The sequence below is a fragment of the Microbacterium sp. LjRoot205 genome (assembly GCF_056175745.1).
Window position 1 is genome coordinate 286,435 of record NZ_JBGFFH010000002.1, and the last position, 21,037, is coordinate 307,471.

At 67.6% G+C, this 21,037-nt stretch carries 22 protein-coding genes; 18 read left to right on the forward strand and 4 right to left on the reverse strand.

What is annotated here, in order from left to right; genetic code table 11:
• Positions 1-18: 18 nt before the first annotated feature.
• From lepA to hemW, 3 genes are all read left to right on the forward strand, one after another.
• Positions 19-1,872: a translation elongation factor 4 gene (gene lepA / locus AC04ME_RS07160; protein WP_079112964.1), complete on the forward strand. Its 1,854-nt coding sequence runs from the start codon at positions 19-21 to the stop codon at positions 1,870-1,872.
• 72 nt (positions 1,873-1,944) lie between these two features.
• Entirely contained in the window at positions 1,945-2,598 is a 654-nt protein-coding gene (locus tag AC04ME_RS07165) for a DUF1990 family protein (RefSeq protein WP_475434298.1), read from the forward strand.
• A 16-nt stretch (positions 2,599-2,614) separates the two neighbouring features.
• Positions 2,615-3,832, forward strand: a complete 1,218-nt coding sequence (gene hemW / locus AC04ME_RS07170; protein ID WP_475434300.1) for a radical SAM family heme chaperone HemW — start codon at positions 2,615-2,617, stop codon at positions 3,830-3,832.
• Between the two features lie 13 nt (positions 3,833-3,845).
• Here hemW and AC04ME_RS07175 read toward each other — a convergent pair whose 3' ends face one another.
• The gene (locus AC04ME_RS07175; RefSeq protein ID WP_475434303.1) at positions 3,846-5,261 is read right to left on the reverse strand and encodes a carboxylesterase/lipase family protein; all 1,416 of its coding nucleotides are present in this window, start codon (positions 5,259-5,261) and stop codon (positions 3,846-3,848) included.
• A 91-nt stretch (positions 5,262-5,352) separates the two neighbouring features.
• Here AC04ME_RS07175 and hrcA point away from each other — a divergent pair, with 91 nt between their 5' ends.
• The 12 genes from hrcA to AC04ME_RS07235 all read left to right on the forward strand — a co-directional run bounded on the left by hrcA (position 5,353) and on the right by AC04ME_RS07235 (position 15,421).
• Positions 5,353-6,384, forward strand: a complete 1,032-nt coding sequence (hrcA, locus tag AC04ME_RS07180; protein ID WP_042537651.1) for a heat-inducible transcriptional repressor HrcA — start codon at positions 5,353-5,355, stop codon at positions 6,382-6,384.
• Positions 6,385-6,423: 39 nt separating this feature from the next.
• Positions 6,424-7,539 (forward strand): molecular chaperone DnaJ, encoded by a 1,116-nt coding sequence (dnaJ, locus tag AC04ME_RS07185; RefSeq protein ID WP_042537649.1) that lies wholly within the window; start codon positions 6,424-6,426, stop codon positions 7,537-7,539.
• Positions 7,540-7,553: 14 nt separating this feature from the next.
• A complete protein-coding gene (locus AC04ME_RS07190; protein ID WP_079112960.1) occupies positions 7,554-8,282 on the forward strand; it encodes a 16S rRNA (uracil(1498)-N(3))-methyltransferase in 729 nt (242 codons plus the stop codon).
• 45 nt (positions 8,283-8,327) lie between these two features.
• The gene (locus AC04ME_RS07195; protein ID WP_475434306.1) at positions 8,328-8,675 is read left to right on the forward strand and encodes an HIT domain-containing protein; all 348 of its coding nucleotides are present in this window, start codon (positions 8,328-8,330) and stop codon (positions 8,673-8,675) included.
• Between the two features lie 64 nt (positions 8,676-8,739).
• Positions 8,740-9,765 (forward strand): PhoH family protein, encoded by a 1,026-nt coding sequence (locus tag AC04ME_RS07200; protein WP_228385705.1) that lies wholly within the window; start codon positions 8,740-8,742, stop codon positions 9,763-9,765.
• A gap of 16 nt (positions 9,766-9,781) precedes the next feature.
• The gene (gene ybeY / locus AC04ME_RS07205; RefSeq protein WP_056307252.1) at positions 9,782-10,240 is read left to right on the forward strand and encodes an rRNA maturation RNase YbeY; all 459 of its coding nucleotides are present in this window, start codon (positions 9,782-9,784) and stop codon (positions 10,238-10,240) included.
• Positions 10,237-11,532: a hemolysin family protein gene (locus tag AC04ME_RS07210; protein WP_475434307.1), complete on the forward strand. Its 1,296-nt coding sequence runs from the start codon at positions 10,237-10,239 to the stop codon at positions 11,530-11,532. The genes ybeY and AC04ME_RS07210 overlap by 4 nt, the downstream gene beginning before the upstream one ends.
• Complete coding sequence (gene era, locus AC04ME_RS07215; RefSeq protein WP_042537636.1) at positions 11,525-12,421, forward strand: GTPase Era; 897 nt, start codon at positions 11,525-11,527, stop codon at positions 12,419-12,421. The genes AC04ME_RS07210 and era overlap by 8 nt, the downstream gene beginning before the upstream one ends.
• A gap of 51 nt (positions 12,422-12,472) precedes the next feature.
• Positions 12,473-13,000 carry an RNA polymerase sigma factor gene (locus AC04ME_RS07220; RefSeq protein WP_042537635.1) on the forward strand — a complete coding sequence of 176 codons (528 nt, stop codon included), beginning with the start codon at positions 12,473-12,475 and terminating at the stop codon, positions 12,998-13,000.
• On the forward strand, positions 12,990-13,973 hold the full coding sequence (locus tag AC04ME_RS07225) for a hypothetical protein (protein WP_042537632.1): 984 nt from the start codon (positions 12,990-12,992) through the stop codon (positions 13,971-13,973). Before AC04ME_RS07220 ends, AC04ME_RS07225 begins: the two co-directional genes overlap by 11 nt.
• A complete protein-coding gene (locus tag AC04ME_RS07230) occupies positions 13,970-14,455 on the forward strand; it encodes a hypothetical protein (protein ID WP_042537630.1) in 486 nt (161 codons plus the stop codon). The genes AC04ME_RS07225 and AC04ME_RS07230 overlap by 4 nt, the downstream gene beginning before the upstream one ends.
• Before the next feature lie 15 nt (positions 14,456-14,470).
• On the forward strand, positions 14,471-15,421 hold the full coding sequence (locus tag AC04ME_RS07235; RefSeq protein WP_475434310.1) for a quinone oxidoreductase family protein: 951 nt from the start codon (positions 14,471-14,473) through the stop codon (positions 15,419-15,421).
• Here the strand turns inward: AC04ME_RS07235 and AC04ME_RS07240 are convergent.
• The gene (locus AC04ME_RS07240) at positions 15,418-16,056 is read right to left on the reverse strand and encodes a hypothetical protein (RefSeq protein ID WP_475434312.1); all 639 of its coding nucleotides are present in this window, start codon (positions 16,054-16,056) and stop codon (positions 15,418-15,420) included. The two genes, AC04ME_RS07235 and AC04ME_RS07240, sit on opposite strands and share 4 nt — an antisense overlap.
• A 197-nt stretch (positions 16,057-16,253) precedes the next feature.
• Here AC04ME_RS07240 and leuA point away from each other — a divergent pair, with 197 nt between their 5' ends.
• Positions 16,254-18,008, forward strand: a complete 1,755-nt coding sequence (leuA, locus tag AC04ME_RS07245) for a 2-isopropylmalate synthase (protein ID WP_042537624.1) — start codon at positions 16,254-16,256, stop codon at positions 18,006-18,008.
• 162 nt (positions 18,009-18,170) lie between these two features.
• On the opposite strand, the gene AC04ME_RS07250 is transcribed toward leuA, so the two are convergent.
• Positions 18,171-18,866 (reverse strand): trimeric intracellular cation channel family protein, encoded by a 696-nt coding sequence (locus tag AC04ME_RS07250; RefSeq protein ID WP_042537622.1) that lies wholly within the window; start codon positions 18,864-18,866, stop codon positions 18,171-18,173.
• 34 nt (positions 18,867-18,900) lie between these two features.
• Here AC04ME_RS07250 and recO point away from each other — a divergent pair, with 34 nt between their 5' ends.
• Together recO and AC04ME_RS07260 are read left to right on the forward strand one after the other, a co-directional pair.
• Positions 18,901-19,647: a DNA repair protein RecO gene (gene recO, locus AC04ME_RS07255; RefSeq protein WP_475434314.1), complete on the forward strand. Its 747-nt coding sequence runs from the start codon at positions 18,901-18,903 to the stop codon at positions 19,645-19,647.
• Positions 19,644-20,447, forward strand: a complete 804-nt coding sequence (locus AC04ME_RS07260; protein ID WP_079112953.1) for an isoprenyl transferase — start codon at positions 19,644-19,646, stop codon at positions 20,445-20,447. Before recO ends, AC04ME_RS07260 begins: the two co-directional genes overlap by 4 nt.
• On the opposite strand, the gene AC04ME_RS07265 is transcribed toward AC04ME_RS07260, so the two are convergent.
• Entirely contained in the window at positions 20,387-21,001 is a 615-nt protein-coding gene (locus tag AC04ME_RS07265; RefSeq protein ID WP_475434316.1) for a P-loop NTPase family protein, read from the reverse strand. The two genes, AC04ME_RS07260 and AC04ME_RS07265, sit on opposite strands and share 61 nt — an antisense overlap.
• Positions 21,002-21,037 lie beyond the last annotated feature (36 nt).

Consider the following 21,037-nt stretch of genomic DNA (forward strand, 5'->3'; position numbering starts at 1 on the left):
CCGTAGAATCGTCAGGACATGTCACCACGCGCCCTCACTCCGCTTCAGCCTGCCGCGACGCCTTCGGCGCAGATCCGCAATTTCTGCATCATCGCGCACATCGATCACGGCAAGTCGACCCTCGCCGACCGCATGCTCCAGATCACCGGCGTGGTCTCGGACCGCGACATGCGCGCGCAGTACCTCGACCGCATGGACATCGAGCGCGAGCGCGGCATCACCATCAAGAGCCAGGCCGTGCGGATGCCGTGGGAGATCGACGGCGAGACCTTCGCGCTCAACATGATCGACACCCCGGGGCACGTCGACTTCACGTACGAGGTGTCACGTTCTCTCGCCGCGTGCGAGGGAGCGATCCTGCTCGTCGACGCCGCCCAGGGCATCGAGGCCCAGACGCTCGCGAACCTCTATCTGGCGCTCGAGAACGATCTGCACATCATCCCCGTGCTGAACAAGATCGATCTGCCGGCGGCCGATCCCGACAAGTACGCCAAGGAGCTGGCATCGCTCATCGGCGGCAAGCCGGAGGACGTGCTGCGGGTTTCGGGCAAGACCGGTGTGGGGGTCGAGGAACTGCTCGATCGCCTGGTCAAGGAGATCCCGGCGCCCGTCGGCGATGCCGATGCCCCGGCCCGCGCCATGATYTTCGACTCSGTCTACGACGCCTATCGAGGCGTGGTCACCTACGTCCGCATGATCGACGGAAGTCTGTCCCCGCGCGAGCGCATTCAGATGATGTCCACGGGTGCTACCCACGAGGCGCTCGAGGTCGGCGTGTCGAGCCCGGAGCCGGTGCCCACCAAGGGTCTGGGTGTCGGCGAGGTCGGCTACCTCATCACCGGCGTGAAGGACGTGCGGCTCTCCAAGGTCGGAGACACCGTCACGACGGCGCGCAGGCCCGCGACCGAGGCCCTCGCCGGCTACACCGACCCGAAGCCCATGGTCTTCTCGGGCATCTACCCGATCGACGGCAGCGACTATGCGGAGCTGCGCGAAGCGCTCGACAAGCTGAAGCTCTCCGACGCCTCGCTCCAGTACGAGCCCGAGACGTCGGTCGCCCTCGGGTTCGGATTCCGATGCGGTTTCCTCGGCCTGCTGCACCTCGAGATCATCACCGAACGTCTCGAGCGCGAGTTCGGTCTCGACCTCATCACGACCGCGCCCAGCGTGATCTACGAGGTGCTCACCAGCGACACCGGCGAGACCGTGACGGTCACGAACCCAAGCGAGTACCCCGACGGGCGCATCGGCTCCGTGTCCGAGCCCATGGTCAAGACGGCCATCCTGCTGCCCAAGGACTACGTCGGCACCGTCATGGAGCTCTGCCAGTCCCGCCGCGGCTCGCTTCTGGGCATGGAGTATTTCTCGGAGGAGCGCGTGGAGCTGCGCTACATGATGCCGCTCGGCGAGATCGTCTTCGATTTCTTCGATCAGCTCAAGTCCAAGACTCAGGGTTATGCGTCGCTCGACTACGAGCCCGCCGGACAGCAGGAAGCGGACCTCGTGAAGGTCGACATCCTGTTGCAGGGCGACAAGGTCGATGCGTTCAGCTCGATCGTGCATCGCGACAAGGCCTACGCGTACGGCACGCTCATGACGGAGCGACTGCGCAAGCTGATCCCTCGCCAGAACTTCGAGGTGCCGATCCAGGCCGCCATCGGCGCCAGGATCATCGCCCGCGAGACGATCAGAGCGCTGCGCAAGGACGTGCTCGCCAAGTGCTACGGCGGTGACATCAGCCGTAAGCGCAAGCTCCTCGAGAAGCAGAAAGAGGGCAAGAAGCGCATGAAGATGGTCGGACGGGTCGAGGTCCCCCAGGAGGCGTTCATCGCTGCGCTCTCGGGAGATGTCGAAGGCAAGGAAAAGAAGTAGGAGCTCTGCGGGTCGGGCGGTTCCGGCGCGTACAGGGTGATCCTCCAGGGAACGGGAAGTAGGCTCGAAAACATGCGGCGCGGGACTTTCCGAGACGACACGGTGGACTATGCGGCCGTGGGTGCGACCCACGCGCCCGACCTGATGCAGTACCCGCCGGAGCGCAGCATCCCTGCGGAGAACTCCTGGCGGATCGGCAGCGGTGTCGAGCGGTTCCGGTCTGCGGGCGAAGCACTCCTCACCTGGACGGCGCAGCGCGCCTCAGGTCTGAGCGTCGATGATGTCCGTCCGGCTCCCGGCCCCGCGTACGCCGGGGTGAGCTTCGATGCCGAGGGAAATCCGATCGCCCCGAGCAAGAACGACGTCGAGCAGCGTTTCGATGTCGAGGGAACTCCGTTCGCAGGGCCAGGGATGACTCTTCGTCTGCATGGGCGTGTGAGTGGGATGCGAGCGGATGCCGAGCTTCGCGTGATCTCGGTGACCGAGGAGAAGCGACGGATCGGCTTCGTGCTCGGCACCGTCGGCGGGTCGGTCGTGCGGGGCGAGGAGTCGTTCGACATCGACTGGCGCGAAGACAACGACGAGGTCTGGTTCACGGTGCGGGCATTCGACGCCCCCAACTCCCTGCTCTACCGCGTCATCCCGCCTCTCGTGAAGCGTCGCCGACGCGAGCTCTTCGCGCGCTATCTGCGGGCGATCTCGCCGCTGTACGCGACCCCCGTCTGATGGCCGCACCTCTCTGATGGCCGGCCCGCTTCCTCTCGGCGATCCGGCACCGGCCGACGGCCGTCTTCCGTCCGACCTGCCGATCGATCGCGCCGTGCCTTTCTCGGCCTATCTGCACGTCCCGTTCTGCCGGGTACGCTGCGGCTACTGCGACTTCAACACCTACACGTCCGGCGAGCTCCGAGGCGCGAAGCAGGAGGACTACGCCTCGACGCTGATCACGGAGATCGACCTCGCGAGACGCGTGCTCGCGGACGCGGGCGCGCTGCGCCCCATGGACACGGTGTTCTTCGGCGGAGGCACGCCCACCCTGCTGCCGGCCAGCGACCTCGCCCGCATGCTCGACGCTGCGACAGATGCGTTCGGGCTGGTCGACGGCGCAGAGGTCACGGTGGAGGCGAACCCCGATACGGTGACGCCGGAAGTCGCTCGAACCCTCGCGGATGCCGGGGTCACGCGGCTGTCGATCGGCATGCAGTCGGCCGTTCCCCATGTGCTCGCGGCTCTCGACCGCACCCACCGGCCCGAGAACGTGACGACAGCCGTCGCGGCAGCGAAGGATGCGGGTCTCGCGGTCAGCGTCGACCTGATCTACGGAGCGCCGGGGGAGTCGCTGTCCGACTGGGAATCTTCGATCGAGGCGGCGCTGGCGCTCGACTCCGACCACATCTCGGCCTATGCGCTGATCATCGAGGACGGCACCAAGCTCGCCCGGCAGATCCGCCGGGGCGAGGTGCCGTCGCCGGACGACGATCTGCAGGCCGACATGTACGAGCTCGCCGATGCGCGTCTCGCGGCGGCGGGCTTCGACTGGTACGAGATCAGCAACTGGTCTCGCAGCGTGGACCAGCGCTCGCGACACAACCTCGCATACTGGCGGGGAAGCGACTGGTGGGGGTTCGGCCCCGGCGCGCACAGCCATGTCGCTGGTCTGCGGTGGTGGAACGTCAAGCACCCGGCCGCCTACGCTCAGCGTCTCGCGGCCTCGGAGTCGCCCGCGGCGGGCACCGAGCGCCCCGACGAGGAGTCCACGATGCTCGAGCGGGTCCTGCTCCTGAGCCGGATCCGCGAGGGGATCGCGGTCGCCGACCTCCAGGCAGACAAACGCACCAGGGTCGCCGGCCTGATCGCGGACGGACTCGTCGACCCGGCCGCCGCCGTGCGCGGACGCGTTCAGCTCACTCTGCGCGGTCGGCTGCTCGCCGACGCCGTGGTGCGCGCACTCACCGACTGAGCAGAGACGCGCGCTACGGAAGCAAGTCGAGCGCGTCGGTCCGTCGCTGCGGCACCGTGGCGCTGTCGGTGTCGAACAGGCGGGTGGTGCGCTCCGCACCGAAGACCGGCCAGCCGGGGTCTCCGGTCTTGATGAAGGAGACCCACGCGGAGTGCATCTCATCGGCGAGCCCCTGCGGCGCCTCAGCGCCTGCGAGGCGCTTCGCCTCGGGGTCGCCGAGGCGATCGAAGACGAAGCCCAGCTCGAGCGCGTGCGCGGCACGCAGGTCGCGGACGGGACTCCGCCACGCGAACTCGTAGACGTAGGTCGGTGCCGTGCGCGCCCTCGCCAGCGTCGTCAGCGGCCCTCGCAGCATGATGTCGGTCGCGAGCTGGCCGAAGATCTCGCCCGTGGTCGCGCCGGGAAAGGCCGAGCGATAGGCGGCCACCGCTCGGCGGGGGATCCGCAGAGCGAGTCGTCCGAGCAGGAGCTTCATCTCGCTGATCCGGGCGAGGGCTGCGGGTGTGAACCAGAGCCGGTACTCGTCGGTGTTGCTCCCGATGAGGAGCGGCACGTCGGCGCCGGCGAGGACCTCGTGCGGAGAACGCGGCAGAGACCCGGCATCCACAGCGAACTGGAATCCTGGGGCTCCGCCGAGCGGAGATGACCCTGCGGCCTGCTGGCGCCGTGCCTCCAGCAGCTGCTCGGGGGAGACCGTAGCGAAACCCGCTCGGTCGGCGGCGACTCCGAGCCGCTTGGCGAGCTGCGCCGTGACGCGGCCGGCCTTCTTCGCCGTCTGCGCTTCGAGCGGCCCCGACTCGATGATGGCCCGCGCGATCCGCGCCCGAGACGAATCGTTCGCGAGGAGCCCCGCGACGATCGCACCGCCCGCGGACTCGCCCATGACCGTGATCTGCTCCGGCTCTCCGCCGAAGGAGGCGATCTCGCGGTGCACCCAGGCGAGTCCCGCTGCTGCATCCTGCAATCCGAGGTTCCGGGGAGCGTCCTCGAGCACGGAGAATCCCTCGGATCCCAGGCGGTAGTTGATCGACACGAAGACGATCCCGGCGCGTGCGAAGCCGGCGCCGTCATACAGCGGGATGGCTGCGGTGCCTCGTTCGAGCGCGCCACCGTGGATCCAGACGACGACCGGGGCGCGGTCGGCGTCCTGAGGCGTCCAGATGTTGGCGGAGAGGATGTCGTCGCCGGGAATCTCGACCGAGCCCAGCAGCTCGCCGATGGCACCGGGGTAAGGAAGCTGAGGCGCGGTCGGCCCGAACGCCGTGGCATCCCGGATGCCGTCCCATGAAGGAGCCGGCTGGGGCTCGCGGAAGCGATTCGGTCCGAAGGGCGCCGCCGCGTACGGGATGCCGAGGAAACGCCGAACACCATCGACCACCTCGCCGCGCACGATTCCGGCGGAGACCGCGACCTGTGGGGCGACACTCATACCCGTCATCGTATGGCGATCAGCATGTGGTCGGAACGGGCGGGTAGAATTGGCACTCGTAGCCAGTGAGTGCCAAAGGGAGGGAGTTGCGATGGTCAGTGAAAGAGGCCTCCGGGTTCTCCGCGCGATCGTGCAGGACTACGTCGAGACCCACGAGCCCGTCGGCAGCAGGTCGATCGTCGACCGCTACTCCTTCGGTGTGTCGGCTGCGACGATCCGCAACGACATGGCACTCCTCGAAGACGAAGAGCTGATCGCCGCCCCGCATACGTCGTCCGGTCGCGTCCCCACCGACAAGGGGTATCGCGTCTTCGTCGACCACCTCGCGCAGCTGCGGCCGCTCTCGGTCGCCCAGCGCACGGCGATCGAGTCCTTCCTCACCGCTCCCTCTGATTTGGACGACCTGATGGTGCGCACCGTCCGGGTGCTCACCCAGCTCACGGGTCAGGTCGCCCTCGCGCAGTACCCGTCGTTCGCCCGCGCGCACCTGACGCATCTCGAGCTCGTGGCGCTCGCTCCCAATCGGCTGCTCATCGTGCTCGTCACCGACGCGGGCGGCGTCTCGCAGCGGATCGCCCCCTTGCCCGTCGATGTGGATGATGCCGACATGGCGCTGCTCCGTGCGCGCCTGTCTGCGCTGATCACCGGGCGGGCGGTGAGCGATGCGGCTGAGCGGCTGCAGACGCTGCTCACCGACGATGAGCATTCGCACGACATCGTGCTTCGCGCACTCGCGACCATCGTCATCGACGAGCTCGGCGCGTTCCGTCAGGAGCGCCTGGTGATGGCGGGTGCGGCGACCCTCGCGAAGCGCGAGCAGGACTTCCGCGGCAGCATCCATCCCATCCTCGAGGCGATCGAAGAACAGGTGACCCTGCTGCGCCTGATGAGCGAGATGGAGGCGGACTCTCATGGCCTCGCAGCCAGCATCGGCACCGAGAACGCGTCATTCGGACTCGGCGAGGCATCGATCGTCGCCAGCAACTACGCCGCCCCCAGCGGCACGGCGCGCGTCGGCGTGATGGGGCCGACTCGCATGGACTATCCGAGCAATCTCGCGGCGGCACGGGCGGTTGCCCGCTACCTGTCGCGGATGCTCGACGAAGACGAGGCGGCCCGCTGACGCGGCCGCCCAGATGACAGCACACGCAGAAGGGCCATTGTGGCAGACCACTACGAGGTACTCGGCGTCTCTCGCGACGCCTCCACCGATGAGATCAAGAAGGCGTACCGGCGCCTCGCCCGTCAACTCCACCCCGACGTGAACCCGGGTGAAGACGCCGCCGAGCGGTTCAAGCTCGTGACGCACGCCTATGACGTGCTGAGCGACGACGACTCCCGCCGCCGCTACGACATGGGCGGGGGAGACGGAGCGGCGAACGACTTCGGCGGGTTCGGCGGCTTCGGAGACATCTTCGAGACGTTCTTCGGCGCAGGCCAGGGCGGCGGGCGCGGAGCGCGTCCGCGGTCACGGCGTGAGCGCGGCCAGGACGCCCTGGTGCGCGTGACCCTCGATCTCGGCGACGTCGTCTTCGGCGCGCACCGCGACATCGAGGTCGACACGGCCGTGCTGTGCGAGACCTGCAACGGCTCGTGCTGCCAGGAGGGAACGTCGCCYGTCACCTGCGACATCTGCGGCGGTTCCGGTCACGTTCAGCGTCAGGTGCGGAGCCTGCTCGGCAACGTCGTGACGTCTCAGCCCTGCGGCACCTGCGAGGGCTACGGCACCACCATCCCGTACCCGTGCGGCACGTGCGGAGGACAGGGTCGGGTGCGCTCACGCCGCACCGTCTCCCTCGACATCCCTGCCGGCGTCGAGACCGGACTCCGTCTTCAGCTTCCCGGCTCCGGCGAGGTCGGCAAGGCCGGCGGCCCGAACGGCGACCTGTACGTCGAGGTCTCCGTCAACCCGCACCCCTCCTTCAGCCGTGACGGCGACGACCTGCTCGCCACACTCGAGGTGTCGATGCCCGATGCCGTCCTCGGCACCGAGACGACCATCCAGGGGCTCGACGGCGAGGTCGATCTCGAGATCCGCTCGGGCGTGCAGTCGGGCGACGTCCTGACCATCAAGGGCCGCGGCATCACTCCGCTGCGAGGAAACCAGCGGGGCGACCTGCGTGTCGGCGTGCAGGTGGTCACCCCGACCAAGCTGGACTCTGCGCAGCGCGCGCTGATCGAGGACTTCGCGAAGAAGACGAAGGCGCCGGGTCCGCAGCTGGCGCAGTTCCAGCAGGGACTGTTCTCGAAGCTCCGCGACCGCTTCCGTTCGCACTGATCCGGACGGCGATCATGGCACTCCACTTCCTCGTCGAGAACTCCTCGGATGCTGCGGTCGGCGACCTCGTGTCGCTCACCGGGGCTGAGGCCAAGCACGCCGCGGTCGTCCGGCGGCTCCGCGTCGGCGAGGCGGTCACGGTCGGCGACGGTGCAGGGGTGTGGCTCACCGGCGTCGCCGAGGAGGTGTCACCGTCTCGCGTCGAGGTGCGCGTGTCGGCCCGATCCGAAGAATCCGCACCGCATCCGCGGATCGTCCTCGCACAGGCTCTGGCGAAGGGCGATCGCGACGAGCTGGCGGTGCAGGCGGCGTGTGAACTCGGGGTCGACGAGATCGTCCCGTGGCAGGCCAGCCGCAGCGTGTCCCGTTGGGAGGGGCCGAAGGCCGTCAAGGGGCGCGAACGCTGGTCCTCGATCGTCCGAGAGGCGGCCAAGCAGGCGCACCGCGCCTGGGTTCCCGAGGTCTCTCCTCCGGCGACGACGGCAGATCTCGCGGTGCGTGCAGCGTCTCAGCGCCTGCTGCTGCTGGATCCTGGCGCATCGACGCGATTGTCCGAGCTCGAGCCGGACGGCCGCGACATCGTGCTGGTCGTCGGCCCGGAGGGCGGGATCTCCGATGAGGAGCTCACGAAGCTCTCCGACGCCGGTGCGGAACGGGTCCTCCTCGGGGAGACGGTGCTGCGCACCTCCACCGCGGGTCCTGCGGCGATCGCCGTGCTCTCGGTGGCGCTCGGCCGCTGGTGAACGAGGGGACGGGCCGCGCCGGGCTGCGGTCAGTAGACTGAGAGCATGTCCGAGCCCTCGATCTTCACGCGCATCCTCAACGGCGACATCCCGGGTGAGATCCTGCTGGACACCGGCCGGGTGTTCGCGATTCGCGACATCAACCCGCAGGCACCTCTGCACGCGCTCGTGGTTCCCAAGACCGAGGACTACCGAGACGTCACCGAGCTGGCTCAGGGCGACCCGGGGCTTCTCGCCGAGATGGTCGCCGCGGCCAAGCAGCTCGCCGCAGATCATGCGAACGGCGAGTACCGCCTCATCTTCAACAACGGCGCGAGCGCCGCCCAATCCGTCTTCCACGTGCACGCCCATGTGCTCGCCGATATCGAGGAGAACAAGCTCGTTGGCTTCTGACGAAAACGACCCTGTCACCGCATCCGACACCGCTGTCGAGAAGATCTATGCCGACGGCGTCGCCATGGTGCAGCTGCTCGGACCGCAGGACCGCCTGCTGCGGATGCTCGAGAAGGAGCACCGCGACGTGCAGGTGCTCGTCCGTGGCAACGAGATCACGCTCACGGGCACGTCGGACGCCGTCGCGAAGGCGAAGAGTCTCGTCGACGAGCTGATGACCATGACCAAGGCCGGCCACGACCTCGCTCCCAGCGACGTCACGAGCTCGGCGCGCATGCTCCGCAACGACGGAGGACCCCGCCCGAGCGAGGTGCTCGGCGAGGCCATCCTGTCGACTCGCGGCAAGGTCATCCGGCCCAAGACCCTGGGCCAGAAGGAGTACGTGGACGCGATCGAGGAGAACACGATCGTGTTCGGCATCGGTCCGGCCGGAACGGGAAAGACCTATCTGGCGATGGCGAAAGCCGTCCAGGCGCTGCAGCGCAAGGAGGTCACCCGGATCATCCTGACGCGCCCCGCTGTCGAAGCAGGGGAACGTCTCGGCTTCCTCCCCGGCACTCTCACCGACAAGATCGACCCGTACCTGCGTCCGCTCTATGACGCGCTCAACGAGATGATGGACCCCGAGATCGTCCCTCGCCTGATGGCGACGGGCACCATCGAGGTCGCGCCGCTCGCGTACATGCGCGGCCGCACGCTGAACGACTCGTTCGTGGTTCTCGACGAGGCGCAGAACACGACGCCCGAGCAGATGAAGATGTTCCTCACCCGTCTGGGCTTCGGCTCGAAGATGGTCGTCACCGGTGACATCACTCAGGTCGACCTCCCGCAGGGATCCTCGGGGCTCCGCCTCGTGACCCGAGTGCTCGACGGCATCGACGACATCCACTTCGCACGACTCACGAGCGACGACGTCGTGCGGCATTCGCTCGTCGGACGCATCGTCGACGCGTACAGCGAGTACGACGAGCGCCGCACTGCGCAGCGGTTCGAGCGCGAGCAGGCCGCGGAGTTCGCCAATCGCGCCGACCGCCGAGGCGCACAACGACCAGGACCCCGGGACCGGATGCCGAAGCGAGGCCTCTCCTGATGAAACGAGCACAGTCATGATCGAGATCAACAACGAGTCGGCGATCGATGTCGACGAGACCGTGCTGCAGCGGCTGACCGACTTCAACCTGGCGCAGATGCACGTGAGCCCGGATGCCGAGGTCGCGATCGTCCTCGTCGACGAGGGCGCCATGGAGGCCCTTCACGTGCAGTGGATGGACGAGCCGGGTCCGACCGACGTTCTCAGCTTTCCGATGGATGAGCTGCGCCCCGGCACCGAAGATCGCCCCACGGCACCAGGGCTGCTCGGAGACATCGTGCTGTGCCCTCAGGTCGCCGAGGCCCAGGCGCAGGCAGCCGGCCACACTCTGATGGATGAGTTGATCCTGCTCACCACCCACGGGCTGCTGCATCTCCTGGGCTTCGATCACGCCGAGCCCGACGAGGAGCGCGAGATGTTCGGACTGCAGAAGGAGCTCATCCAGGGCTTCGCCGCGGCTGAACGTCGACGATGACCGCCGCTCTCCTGCTCGCAGGCGCTGTTCTGCTCGTCGCGTTCGGCGGTCTCATGGCGGCGATCGACGCCGCCTTCGGTGTCACGTCCCGCTCGGACATCGAGGAGATGGGAACCGAGGGGCGCAACGGCCCTCAGCTGGCGCGCATCGCCGCCGACCCGGACGCACACGTCAACGCGGTCGCATTCATCCGCGTGCTCGCCGAGACCGCGGCCGCCGTGCTCGTGACGGTCGCGTTCAGCATCCTGATCGACAACATCTGGTGGGCGATGCTCGCCGCCGCAGTGCTGATGACGGGCATCAGCTTCGTGCTGGTGGGGGCGAGCCCGCGTTCGTTCGGCCGGCATCACGCCGAAGGCATGCTCCGCGCGAATGCGCGGATCGTCCGCGGGCTTCGCATCATCCTCGGACCGCTCGCCCAGGGACTGGTGCTGCTCGGCAATCGGGTCACCCCCGGACGCGGCCGCAGCTCGTTCACGTCCGAGGAGCAGCTGCTCAGCATGGTCGACGAGGCCGCCTCGAACGACCTGATCGAGGCCGACGATCGCGACCTCATCCACTCGGTGTTCGACTTCACCGACCAGTTCGTCCGTGCCGTGATGGTGCCGCGGACCGAGATGGTGACGGTCGATGCGACCGCGACGACGAGCGAGGCCATGACGCTGTTCCTGCAGCGTGGTGTGTCACGCATGCCGGTCGTAGACGACGACGCCGACGACGTCGTCGGCGTGCTGTACCTGAAGGACCTGGTGCTGTTCGCCTTCCGCGATGAGAACGCCTGGCGCACTGCGTCCATCCGCCCCATCTCGCGTCCGGCCACCTTCGTGCCCGAGTCGATGCGCGCCGAGACGCTGCTTCAGCAGATGAAGCGCGACGCCGTGCACGTGTGCCTCGTGATCGATGAACACGGAGGCATATCGGGCCTCGTCACCCTGGAGGACCTCATCGAGGAGCTCGTCGGCGAGATCTCCGACGAGTACGATCAGGTATCAGCTGAAGTCGTCGAACTGGGCGACGGACGCTACCGCGTGAGCTCCCGACTCTCGCTGGAGGACGTCGGCGATCTGTTCGGTCTCGAACTTGAGGATGAAGACGTGGACTCCATCGGCGGTCTGCTGGGCAAGGCACTGGGCCAGGTTCCGCAACCGGGATCGACGGCGACGGTGGAGGGGCTGACCCTCACCGGCGGCGCGTCTCGAGGGCGCGGCCGTGGAATCGCGACCGTGTTCGTCGAACGCGCGGCAGACGACGCGGATAACGCCGCAGATGAGAGAGACAGAAACGATGACTGAGCAGACGCGAAGCGGGTTCGTGACCTTCGTGGGGCGCCCGAACGTCGGAAAGTCGACTCTCACGAATGCGCTGGTCGGCGAGAAGATCGCGATCACGAGTGAGAAGCCGCAGACGACCCGCCGTGCGATCCGCGGGATCGTGAACCGCCCCGCGGGGCAGCTCGTCATCGTCGACACCCCCGGCATCCACAAGCCCCGCACGCTTCTGGGCGAGCGCCTGAACGACCTCGTCGAGCAGGTGCTCGGCGACGTCGATGTGATCGGCTTCTGCGTGCCGGCGACCGAGAAGGTCGGACCGGGCGATCGCCGCATCGCTGCCTCGCTCGACGGATACCGTCGCGCCAAGAAGATCGCCATCGTCACCAAGACCGATGCCGCGAGCCGCGACGAGATCACCGAGCGTCTCCTGGAGGTCGATGCACTGCGCGAGGACTGGGATGCGGTGATCCCGATCTCGGCGCTCACGAACGACCAGCTCGAGGTCCTCGCGGATGAAGTCCTCTCCCTCATGCCGGTGGGCCCCGCCCTCTACGGCGAGGGAATCACGACCGATGAGTCGGAAGAGGATCGCATCGCAGAGATGATCCGCGAGGCGGCGCTCGACGGGGTCCGAGACGAGCTTCCCCACTCGATCGCGGTCGTGATCGACGACATCGCCCCCCGCGAAGGAACCGACCTGACCGATGTGCATGCGTCGATCGTGGTGGAGCGCGACAGCCAGAAGGCGATCATCATCGGTCACAAGGGCAAGCGTCTGGCTGACGTCGGACGCCGTGCCCGTGCCGGCATCGAAGAGCTCCTCGGCACGAGGGTCTTCCTGGGCCTGCACGTCAAGGTCGCGAAGGAATGGCAGCGCGACCCGAAGCAGCTCGGCCGCCTCGGCTTCTGACATGCGACTCCGAGACGCGACGCGGATCGGGTGCTCCGGCGGACGAGAGAGATGAGCGCCCGCGGTGAGAACCGTGAGACCCAGAGGGACGAAGCCTTCACCCGGCTCTTCGACGCCAACTGGGCGGCGGTCAGGCATCATGTCGAAGGAGTGGTCGAGGACCCCGCTGAGGTGACGGAGATCGTCTCCGAGATCTTCCTCCTGGCATGGTCCCGGCTCGTTCCGACGAAGCCGATGGATCGGATCTGGTTGATCCGCGCGGCCGATCGGGTGCTCGGAGGGCGATCGGGTCGGTCGACGCTGCGGCGCACGGCCATCGACGCCGTGCACGGTGGTGTGTCCGGAGAGAAGGACCCGCCTGCCCTGGCCACTCGCGCGAGGGTGCTCGCAGCTCTGGGTGTCCTCACCGGGCGTGAGCGGCGTATCATCATGCTGACGTACTGGGATGGGCTCGCAGTGGGGGAGATCGCCGAGTTGCTGCGCAGCCCGCGTGTCCGGGTACGGAAGACGCTCTCGCGTGCGCAGGCGAAGTTGTGTGCGGAGCTCGGACTGGAGGGGCGGAGGGATCATGACGGATGACCATGCTCTCCTCGAACGCGTCCTGACGGAGGCCGATCCCGCCCGGACGCCGCGCGATGCGAAGCCGGACCCCGCGGCGGAGCGGACAAGGGATCGGATCATCCGCACCGCTTCGAAGCCTCGGCCTCAGCGGAGGCGTGCTCTCGGATGGGCTTCCGGCATCGCGATGGCGGCCGCGGCCGTGGTCGTGGCCGTCGCCGTCCTGGTTCCCCAGGGGGCGGCGGTCGCAGGCTCGCCCGCACCCCTGGACTTCGCTGCGGGGGAGGGCACGGCAGAGACGCTCGACACGGCGCAGGCGACACTCATCGCGACGCCTGGACCTGCCGATCCGGAGCGCGTCGTGAGGTCGGCGACGTGGGGGCTGGACATCAACGGCAGCACCGGGGCGACGAAGGTGGTCCCGCAGCTCAACACCCTTCGCTGGGAATCCGACCTCTCGGGGCGGATGGTCTCGGTGAGGGGTGTGCCGTATGACCCGACCGACGCGTCTGCGAACGTCGGCGCGGAGATCAGCAGCTCGGGCGAGGTCGTCGTAGACCTGCCCATCGAGCCCGGTCAGTTCTCGACCCCCGTTCCCGACGTCTTCGGCGATTCCCGCGAGGACGTGTCCGCGGCCCTCATGGCGTTCGGTATGCCGTCGGATCCGACCGGGTCCGAAGTCGTCGCCGCCGCGACATCGGTGCTCGAGCAATGGACCCTCACGAACGCTCAGGAGTCGCAGGTGCTCGATATCCTCGCGGATGCGGACGGAGTGGAGGCGCTCGGCACGACTGCCGACCGCCTGGGACGGCAGGCCGCAGGACTGCGCGTGATCACGGCGGACGGGGCTGCGAGCGACCTCGTGCTCCTGTCTCTCGACACCGGGAGGATCATCGGCGTCGAGCGGACCAACCTCATCGCGAACGATCTGATGGCCGGTGGTGCGATCATCTCGTACACGATGTGGGACGTCGATGAGGATCTCGTGAGATGAGACGTCGGGGGGTGCTCGCCGCAGTCGTCGGCGGATTGCTCAGCATACTGATGCTCGGCGCACCGGCATTGGCGGACGCCGCAGCCGACACGGGCGAGAGCATCGACCCGCTGATCCTCGCCGTGATGGCGGAGGTTCCCGGCGGGGTGATCGTCGATGCGCAGCATGCCGTGTGGCCCAGGCTGGGGATGGATCTCGTCGTGCTGGAACAGCGCAGCGCTGTCTCGGCGGCGTCGGTGGGCAGCTGCGCCACAGGCACCGTGTGCGTCTATACCGGATCGTCGTTGAGCGGCGCGAAGTTGAGCTGGAGCATCTGCGGGATACTCTCGATCCCGTCGTCGTTCTCGGCGAAGTCGATCGCGGATGCGCGGTCGGCGGGCTATGCCCAGGCACGCAACAACTCCACGGTGCTCGCCACCGCACCCGCAGGAGGGTGGGCCAACATCGCCGGAACGGCGACCAATGTCCGGTGCGTCTTCTGAGGGTAGGGTCGCGACATGACAATCGCCGAGCATTGGATCGCGTCGTCGTGGGGCGCCCCTGACACATGGGAGTTCGTCGAGCACGAGGTCTCACCCCCGGGCCGCGGGGAGGTCACGATCCGGGTGCACGCGGCCGGCGTGAATCCGGCGGACGCCAAGCATGTCGCGTCCGCCCGCTCCGGGGCGCAGCTCCCGGTTCCGATCGGCTACGAGGTCTCCGGACGCATCAGCGCGCTCGGGCCGGACACCCGTATCGGATCCGGTGACGCGGCCGTGGGCGACGAGGTCGTCGCTTTCCGGGTGCGCGGGGGCTATGCGACCGAGCTGACCGTCCCCGCCGACAAGGTCTTCGCGAAGCCGACCACGCTCACTCACCCGGAGGCGGCGAACCTGCTGCTGGCCGGAACCACGGCGGCCGAGATGCTCTGGGTCACGGGCTCTGCCCCGGGCGAGACGATTCTGCTCCACGGCGCATCAGGTGCGGTCGGGGTGAGCGTGCTTCAGCAGGCGGCACTCCGCGGCATCCGCGTGATCGGCACCGCGAGTGCGAAGCGATTCGACGTCGTCGAGCGCTTCGGCGGCATCCCCGTCACCTACGGCCCGGGGCTGGCTGACCGCGTGAGAGCGGCAGCGGCCGGCGGCGCGGTGGTCGCGGCGCTCGACGCCGTCGGTACCGATGAAGCCATCGACGTGTCCCTCGAACTGGTCGACGAACGCCGCCGAATCGTGACGATCGCCGCGCCCCAGAGGGCCGGCGCCGACGGCATCCAGGTGATCGCAGGATCCATGCCTGAGAGCGCCCGGTTCCGCGACGACATCCGTGCCGAGCTGGTCGCGCTCGCGCAGAACGGCGACCTCRTCGTCCCCATGGCGCGCACCTTCCCGCTCGACGAGGCGCCTGCTGCACTGCGGCTGCTCTCCGGCGGTCACCCCGGCGGCAAGCTCGCGCTGATCCCGTCGTCCTAGTCGATCTGGCGCAGAGCCGACGTCACGAGGACGACTCCGTCGCCGTATGCCTCATCGACGGCATCCTGCAGCGTGCCGTCGTCCCAGACGACGCTGACCCAGACATAGCCGCGCTCGGTCCAGAGGGTCAGGGCATCGCGTCCCAGTGACGTCGACAGGTCATCCTGTACTCGCATCAGGTCGGCCTCGGAGCTCGTGCCGTCGACACCGTTCGCCGGGTCTTCCGGGCGGACGGGATCGTAGAGCGCGAGCATGATGGGCGGGTCGGTGACGGTGTACCGCTCGCCGTCGAAGGTGCCGTAGACGGCGTAGGTGCCCCACGTCGTGTCTCCGCTGGTCTCGCTGCCGTCGACACCCTCCCACGTCCAGCCATCGAGCGGGATCCCCGTGCACTGAGGCGGGTAGGACTCGGCGACGACTCCGAGACACAGCTGCGCCTCGCCGGCGACGTCGAGAACAGTGCCCGTGCCGATGACGCGGCCCTCCGGCGGTGCCGCGTTCGCGGCATCCCACGTGGGCGATCCCGAGCTCGTGGGCACGGGGGAGGAGCCGATGCCGGCGGTGCACGCGGCGAGGCCGAGTGCCCCCACGAGTGCGACGACGGCGAGAAGCATGCGACTGCGCGATGTGCTCATGTCTGACAGTGTCTCGTGTCGGTGGATCGTCTCAGCAGCGAGTCGGACGACTTCCGGATCCCTGCTACCATGGCCGCATGCCTTTCGGCGGTCTGCTTCTTCTTAGCTGCCGCGACGAGTCCTAAAGCTAGGGCCTTCCTCGTCGCGGCGCTTGTGTTGGCCCGTTCACATTTCTGACGAAGAGAAGAAGCCCCATCATGCAGAACACTCAGCGCCCGTCCGCGATGCCGATCCACAAGTACCGGCCGTACCACGAGCAGATCACGGTCAACCTGCCCGACCGCACCTGGCCTGACGCCCGGATCACCGAAGCTCCTCGCTGGTGCGCGGTCGATCTCCGCGACGGAAACCAGGCGCTCATCGACCCGATGTCGCCCGAGCGCAAGCGCGTCATGTTCGAACTGCTCGTCAGCATGGGCTACAAGGAGATCGAGGTCGGGTTCCCCTCGGCCAGCCAGACTGATTTCGACTTCGTCCGTCAGCTCATCGAAGAGAACCTGATCCCCGACGACGTGACGATCCAGGTGCTGACGCAGGCTCGCGAGCACCTGATCGCGCGCACCTACGAGTCGATCGCCGGCGCGAAGCAGGCCATCGTGCACCTCTACAACTCGACCAGCGTGCTGCAGCGTGAGGTCGTGTTCCGCACCGACAAGCAGGGCATCATCGATATCGCGCTCGAGGGTGCACGTCTGTGCCGTCAGTACGAGAAGACGATCCCTGACACCAAGGTCTACTACGAGTACTCGCCCGAGAGCTACACCGGCACCGAGCTCGAGTTCGCTGTCGATGTCTGCAACCAGGTGATCGAGGTCTTCGAGCCGACTCCCGACCGCAAGGTGATCATCAACCTCCCCGCCACTGTCGAGATGGCCTCGCCGAATGTCTACGCAGACTCGATCGAGTGGATGAGCCGCAACCTCGCACACCGCGAGAACGTCATCCTCTCGCTGCACCCCCACAACGACCGCGGAACCGCGATCGCCGCCGCCGAGCTCGGATACATGGCCGGCGCCGACCGCATCGAGGGCTGCCTGTTCGGCAACGGCGAGCGCACCGGCAACGTCGACATCGTGGCGCTGGGCATCAACCTGTTCACGCAGGGCATCGACCCGCAGATCGACTTCAGCGACATCGACCAGGTCAAGCGCACGGTCGAGTACTGCAACCAGCTGCCGGTGCCTGAGCGCAGCCCGTGGGCCGGCGACCTGGTCTTCACGGCGTTCAGCGGATCGCACCAGGATGCGATCAAGAAGGGCTTCGAGGCGATGGCCGCCCGGGCCGAGGCCGAGGGCGTCACGGTCGACGACATCGAGTGGGCCGTGCCGTACCTGCCCGTCGACCCGAAGGATCTCGGCCGTTCGTACGAGGCCGTGATCCGCGTCAACTCGCAGTCCGGCAAGGGCGGTGTCGCCTACCTGCTCAAGGCCGACCACGCGATCGACCTGCCCCGCAAGCTGCAGATCGAGTTCTCGGGTGTCGTCCAGACCAAGACCGATGCCGAGGGCGGCGAGGTCACGAGCGAGCAGATCTGGTCGATCTTCAACGACGAGTACCTGCCGGCGGCCGATGAGGCAGCCAAGTGGGGTCGCTTCGAGCTGCTGGCCACGCAGACCCGCAGCGACATGTCAGGAGATGTGGTGCTCGACGTCGTGCTCCGAGACGACGACCAGCAGGTGGCCGTCGCCGGCAACGGCAACGGCCCGGTCGCCGCGTTCGTCGAGGTGCTCCGCGGACAGGGCTTCGACATCACGGTCTACGACTACGTCGAGCACGCTCTCAGCGCCGGTGGCGATGCGCAGGCCGCTGCCTACGTCGAACTGCAGGTCGGCGACCAGCGCCTGTGGGGTGTCGGCATCGACGGTGACATCTCGACGGCGTCGCTCAAGGCGATCGTCTCCGGCGTGAACCGCTCGATCCGCACGCGTCAGCAGGAGCTCGCAGCCGTCTGATCCCCGGCTCGAGTAGGCACCTGTTGCCGGTATGTGTGCGTGATACCGGCAGCAGGTGCCATCTCTGCTTGAGGGGATCACCTCGACCTGACACCGGCGGTCGGAATACGCGTTCGATTCCGACCGGAGGCGCCCACTCGACGGCGGCGCAGCAGACGGGCTTCAGTCCGCGCTCGGCTTGACGACCTGGATGACTCCGGTCTCAGCGGCGACCTTGCGACGGTAGAGCCGCCTCTGCTCGGGCAGGGACACGTCGAAGCTCACGGCGAGCACGCGGATGACAGCGGTGACGATGATTCCCAGCACGGCGGCGAGGGTGATCGACATCCCCAGGCTGTTCGCGGTCGCGATGAAGACGCATCCGGCACCGGCGGCGACGGCGTAGAGCGAGCCGACATGCATGATCGACGTCGGGAGCCCCATGAGCATGTCTCGCAGCACACCGCCTCCGACGGCGGCGCAGACGCCGATGAAGACGGCGGGCACGGGAGGGATGCCGAACGCGATCGCCTTGCTCGTGCCGAACGCACCGAACATGCCGATCACGACGGCGTCGAGCACCACGATCACGGTGTTCAGTCGATTGAAGAGTCCCGCGAGCAGCATCCCCAACAGCGACGCGCCCGTGGCCGTCAGCAGATACCAGTTGCTCTGCAGCGTCGCGGGGGTCTGGCCGAGAAGGATGTCGCGGATGAGGCCGCCCCCCATGCCGATCATGATCCCGATGATCGCGACTCCGAGCCAGTCGAGGCGTCGCTGGCCCTGGAATCCCGAGGCGAACATCGCGCCCTGGACACCGCCGAGGCCTACGCCGAGCAGGTCCGCCCAGAGCGGAATGATGAAGAGCGGTTCGGTCACGCCTCTATTCTCCTGCACGGAGGATAATCGAACGGTGCCCACCTACCGAGACGAAGCGGTGATCCTGCGCACCCACAAGCTGGGTGAGGCCGATCGCATCGTCACCATGCTCTCTCGGCGACACGGCAAGATCCGCGCAGTCGCGAAGGGCGTGCGACGCACGTCGTCGAAGTTCGGGTCGCGTCTCGAGCCGTTCATGGTCGCCGATGTGCAGCTCTACCAGGGGCGCACTCTCGACATCGTCCAGCAGGCCGAGTCGCTCGGCTCGTACGGATCCGACATCGCGGCCCACTACGACCGATTCACCTCTGCGAACGCGATGGTCGAGACTGCCGACCGGCTCAGCGACTCCGAGGCGACGCCCGATCAGTACCTCCTGCTGGTCGGTGGCCTGCATGCGCTGTCTCGGGGCGAGCATTCGCCCCGCAGCATTCTCGACTCCTATCTGCTTCGGGTCATGGCGCTGTCGGGGTGGGCTCCGTCGCTCGGCGACTGCGCGCGATGCGCCAGCCCGGGGCCTCACGCGCATTTCGTCGGGCAGCTCGGCGGGGCCGTCTGCCCGAACTGCGCGCCGGCGGGCAGCCCGAAGGTCGCGGAGAAGACCCTGTCGCTGCTGCGGTCGCTCATGGCCGGTGAATGGGAAGCGATCGACGCTGCTCCGCACGCCGACAACGCCGCAGCATCCGGCCTCGTCGCCGCCTACGCCCAATGGCATCTGGAGCGCGGCATCCGCTCACTCGAGCACCTGGTGGCAGACATCCCCCGAGAAGGAGCACGGTGAGTCCCAAGCCCTACACGCACAAGGATGCCGTCGCGTATCGCCCGCTCGACTGGACGGGCGTCTATCCGCCGAGCTTCCGATCGGTTCCTGAGCACGTCGCGATCGTCATGGACGGCAACGGTCGCTGGGCCAACCGTCGGGGACTCAGCCGCGTCGAAGGGCACAAGGCAGGGGAGGAAGTGCTTCTCGACGTCGTCGCCGGTGCGATCCAGGCCGGCGTGAAGCACCTCTCCGTCTACGCGTTCTCCACCGAGAACTGGGCGCGCTCTCCTGACGAGGTGCGCTTCCTCATGGGATACAACCGAGATGTCCTGCATCGCAGACGCGATCAGCTCAACGAGTGGGGCGTGAGAGTCCGATGGGCCGGGCGCAAGCCACGGTTGTGGGGCAGCGTCATCAAGGAGCTGCAGTACGCCGAGCAGCTGACCAAGAACAACGACGTCCTCACACTCACCATGTGCGTGAACTACGGCGGCCGCATCGAGCTCGTCGACGCGATGCGCTCGATCGCCGCCGAGGTCGCGGCCGGTCGGGTGAAGCCGAACGCGATCTCCGAGAAGATGATCCGTCGCAACCTCTACGTGCCTGACATGCCGGACGTCGACCTGTTCCTGCGCAGCTCGGGTGAGCAGCGCACCTCGAACTTCCTGCTGTGGCAGGCGGCGTATGCCGAGATGGTGTTCCTCGACACTCTCTGGCCAGATTTCTCGCGCGAAGAGCTGTGGCGCGCGATCGGGGTCTATCTGTCGCGTGACCGTCGCTTCGGTGGAGCGATCGACGCGCCTGACGCCTCTGCCTGAGCGCGCAGCCATCTCTCCGTCTCGCGGGGATGCCGCAGCCGCACGATCGTGAGGTGCGGGAATCGTTCCTGCTTCTCAGGCATCTGAGTCGTCCAGAACATCCGCGTCTTCGACTGCCAGGAGAGGATGTTGCGCTCCGCATCCCGCGTGGCCAGCAGATGCCAGATGGGTTTCTCGACGTTCCCGTTGTACATCTCCGTTCGCAGGATGCTGCGGCTGAGAGTGCGTCGGACAAGCCGGCCGCGGACGACCGGCCAGGGATAGTCGAGCCAGACAGCCAGCTGCGCGCGAGGCGTCATGATCTCGTCGGTGCCCTTGCTCGTGTACTGCCACTCGGTGACCCAGCGGTCCGTGGCGGCGAACTCGCGGACGTCGTCGAGGAAGGAGGGACGCGGGGTCCAGTTCTCGCCGTGGAACAGTCCGTCGATCTCGATGTGTCGAAGCTGCCACAGCTCGGCAACGCGCCGCGTGAGCGTCGTCTTGCCCGACCCGGTGACGCCCGCGATCAGAACGCGCGCAGGCCGGAACGGCAGCGGATCGACGGCGGAGAGCATCTGAGAATCCTAACGACGGAATAGCCCATAGGTGCA

Excerpts from the sequence above, each read along its gene's own strand:
- AC04ME_RS07210 (WP_475434307.1), top strand. The coding sequence starts at position 10,237 with ATGACCGCCGCTCTCCTGCTCGCAGGCGCTGTTCTGCTCGTCGCGTTC.
- leuA (WP_042537624.1), top strand. The coding sequence starts at position 16,254 with ATGCAGAACACTCAGCGCCCGTCCGCGATGCCGATCCACAAGTACCGG.
- AC04ME_RS07220 (WP_042537635.1), top strand. The coding sequence starts at position 12,473 with ATGAGCGCCCGCGGTGAGAACCGTGAGACCCAGAGGGACGAAGCCTTC.
- AC04ME_RS07190 (WP_079112960.1), top strand. The coding sequence starts at position 7,554 with ATGGCACTCCACTTCCTCGTCGAGAACTCCTCGGATGCTGCGGTCGGC.
- ybeY (WP_056307252.1), top strand. The coding sequence starts at position 9,782 with ATGATCGAGATCAACAACGAGTCGGCGATCGATGTCGACGAGACCGTG.
- hrcA (WP_042537651.1), top strand. The coding sequence starts at position 5,353 with ATGGTCAGTGAAAGAGGCCTCCGGGTTCTCCGCGCGATCGTGCAGGAC.
- AC04ME_RS07165 (WP_475434298.1), top strand. The coding sequence starts at position 1,945 with ATGCGGCGCGGGACTTTCCGAGACGACACGGTGGACTATGCGGCCGTG.
- hemW (WP_475434300.1), top strand. The coding sequence starts at position 2,615 with ATGGCCGGCCCGCTTCCTCTCGGCGATCCGGCACCGGCCGACGGCCGT.
- AC04ME_RS07225 (WP_042537632.1), top strand. The coding sequence starts at position 12,990 with ATGACGGATGACCATGCTCTCCTCGAACGCGTCCTGACGGAGGCCGAT.
- AC04ME_RS07175 (WP_475434303.1), bottom strand. The coding sequence starts at position 5,261 with ATGAGTGTCGCCCCACAGGTCGCGGTCTCCGCCGGAATCGTGCGCGGC.
- AC04ME_RS07265 (WP_475434316.1), bottom strand. The coding sequence starts at position 21,001 with ATGCTCTCCGCCGTCGATCCGCTGCCGTTCCGGCCTGCGCGCGTTCTG.
- AC04ME_RS07240 (WP_475434312.1), bottom strand. The coding sequence starts at position 16,056 with ATGAGCACATCGCGCAGTCGCATGCTTCTCGCCGTCGTCGCACTCGTG.
- AC04ME_RS07200 (WP_228385705.1), top strand. The coding sequence starts at position 8,740 with ATGGTGCAGCTGCTCGGACCGCAGGACCGCCTGCTGCGGATGCTCGAG.
- AC04ME_RS07195 (WP_475434306.1), top strand. The coding sequence starts at position 8,328 with ATGTCCGAGCCCTCGATCTTCACGCGCATCCTCAACGGCGACATCCCG.
- AC04ME_RS07230 (WP_042537630.1), top strand. The coding sequence starts at position 13,970 with ATGAGACGTCGGGGGGTGCTCGCCGCAGTCGTCGGCGGATTGCTCAGC.
- era (WP_042537636.1), top strand. The coding sequence starts at position 11,525 with ATGACTGAGCAGACGCGAAGCGGGTTCGTGACCTTCGTGGGGCGCCCG.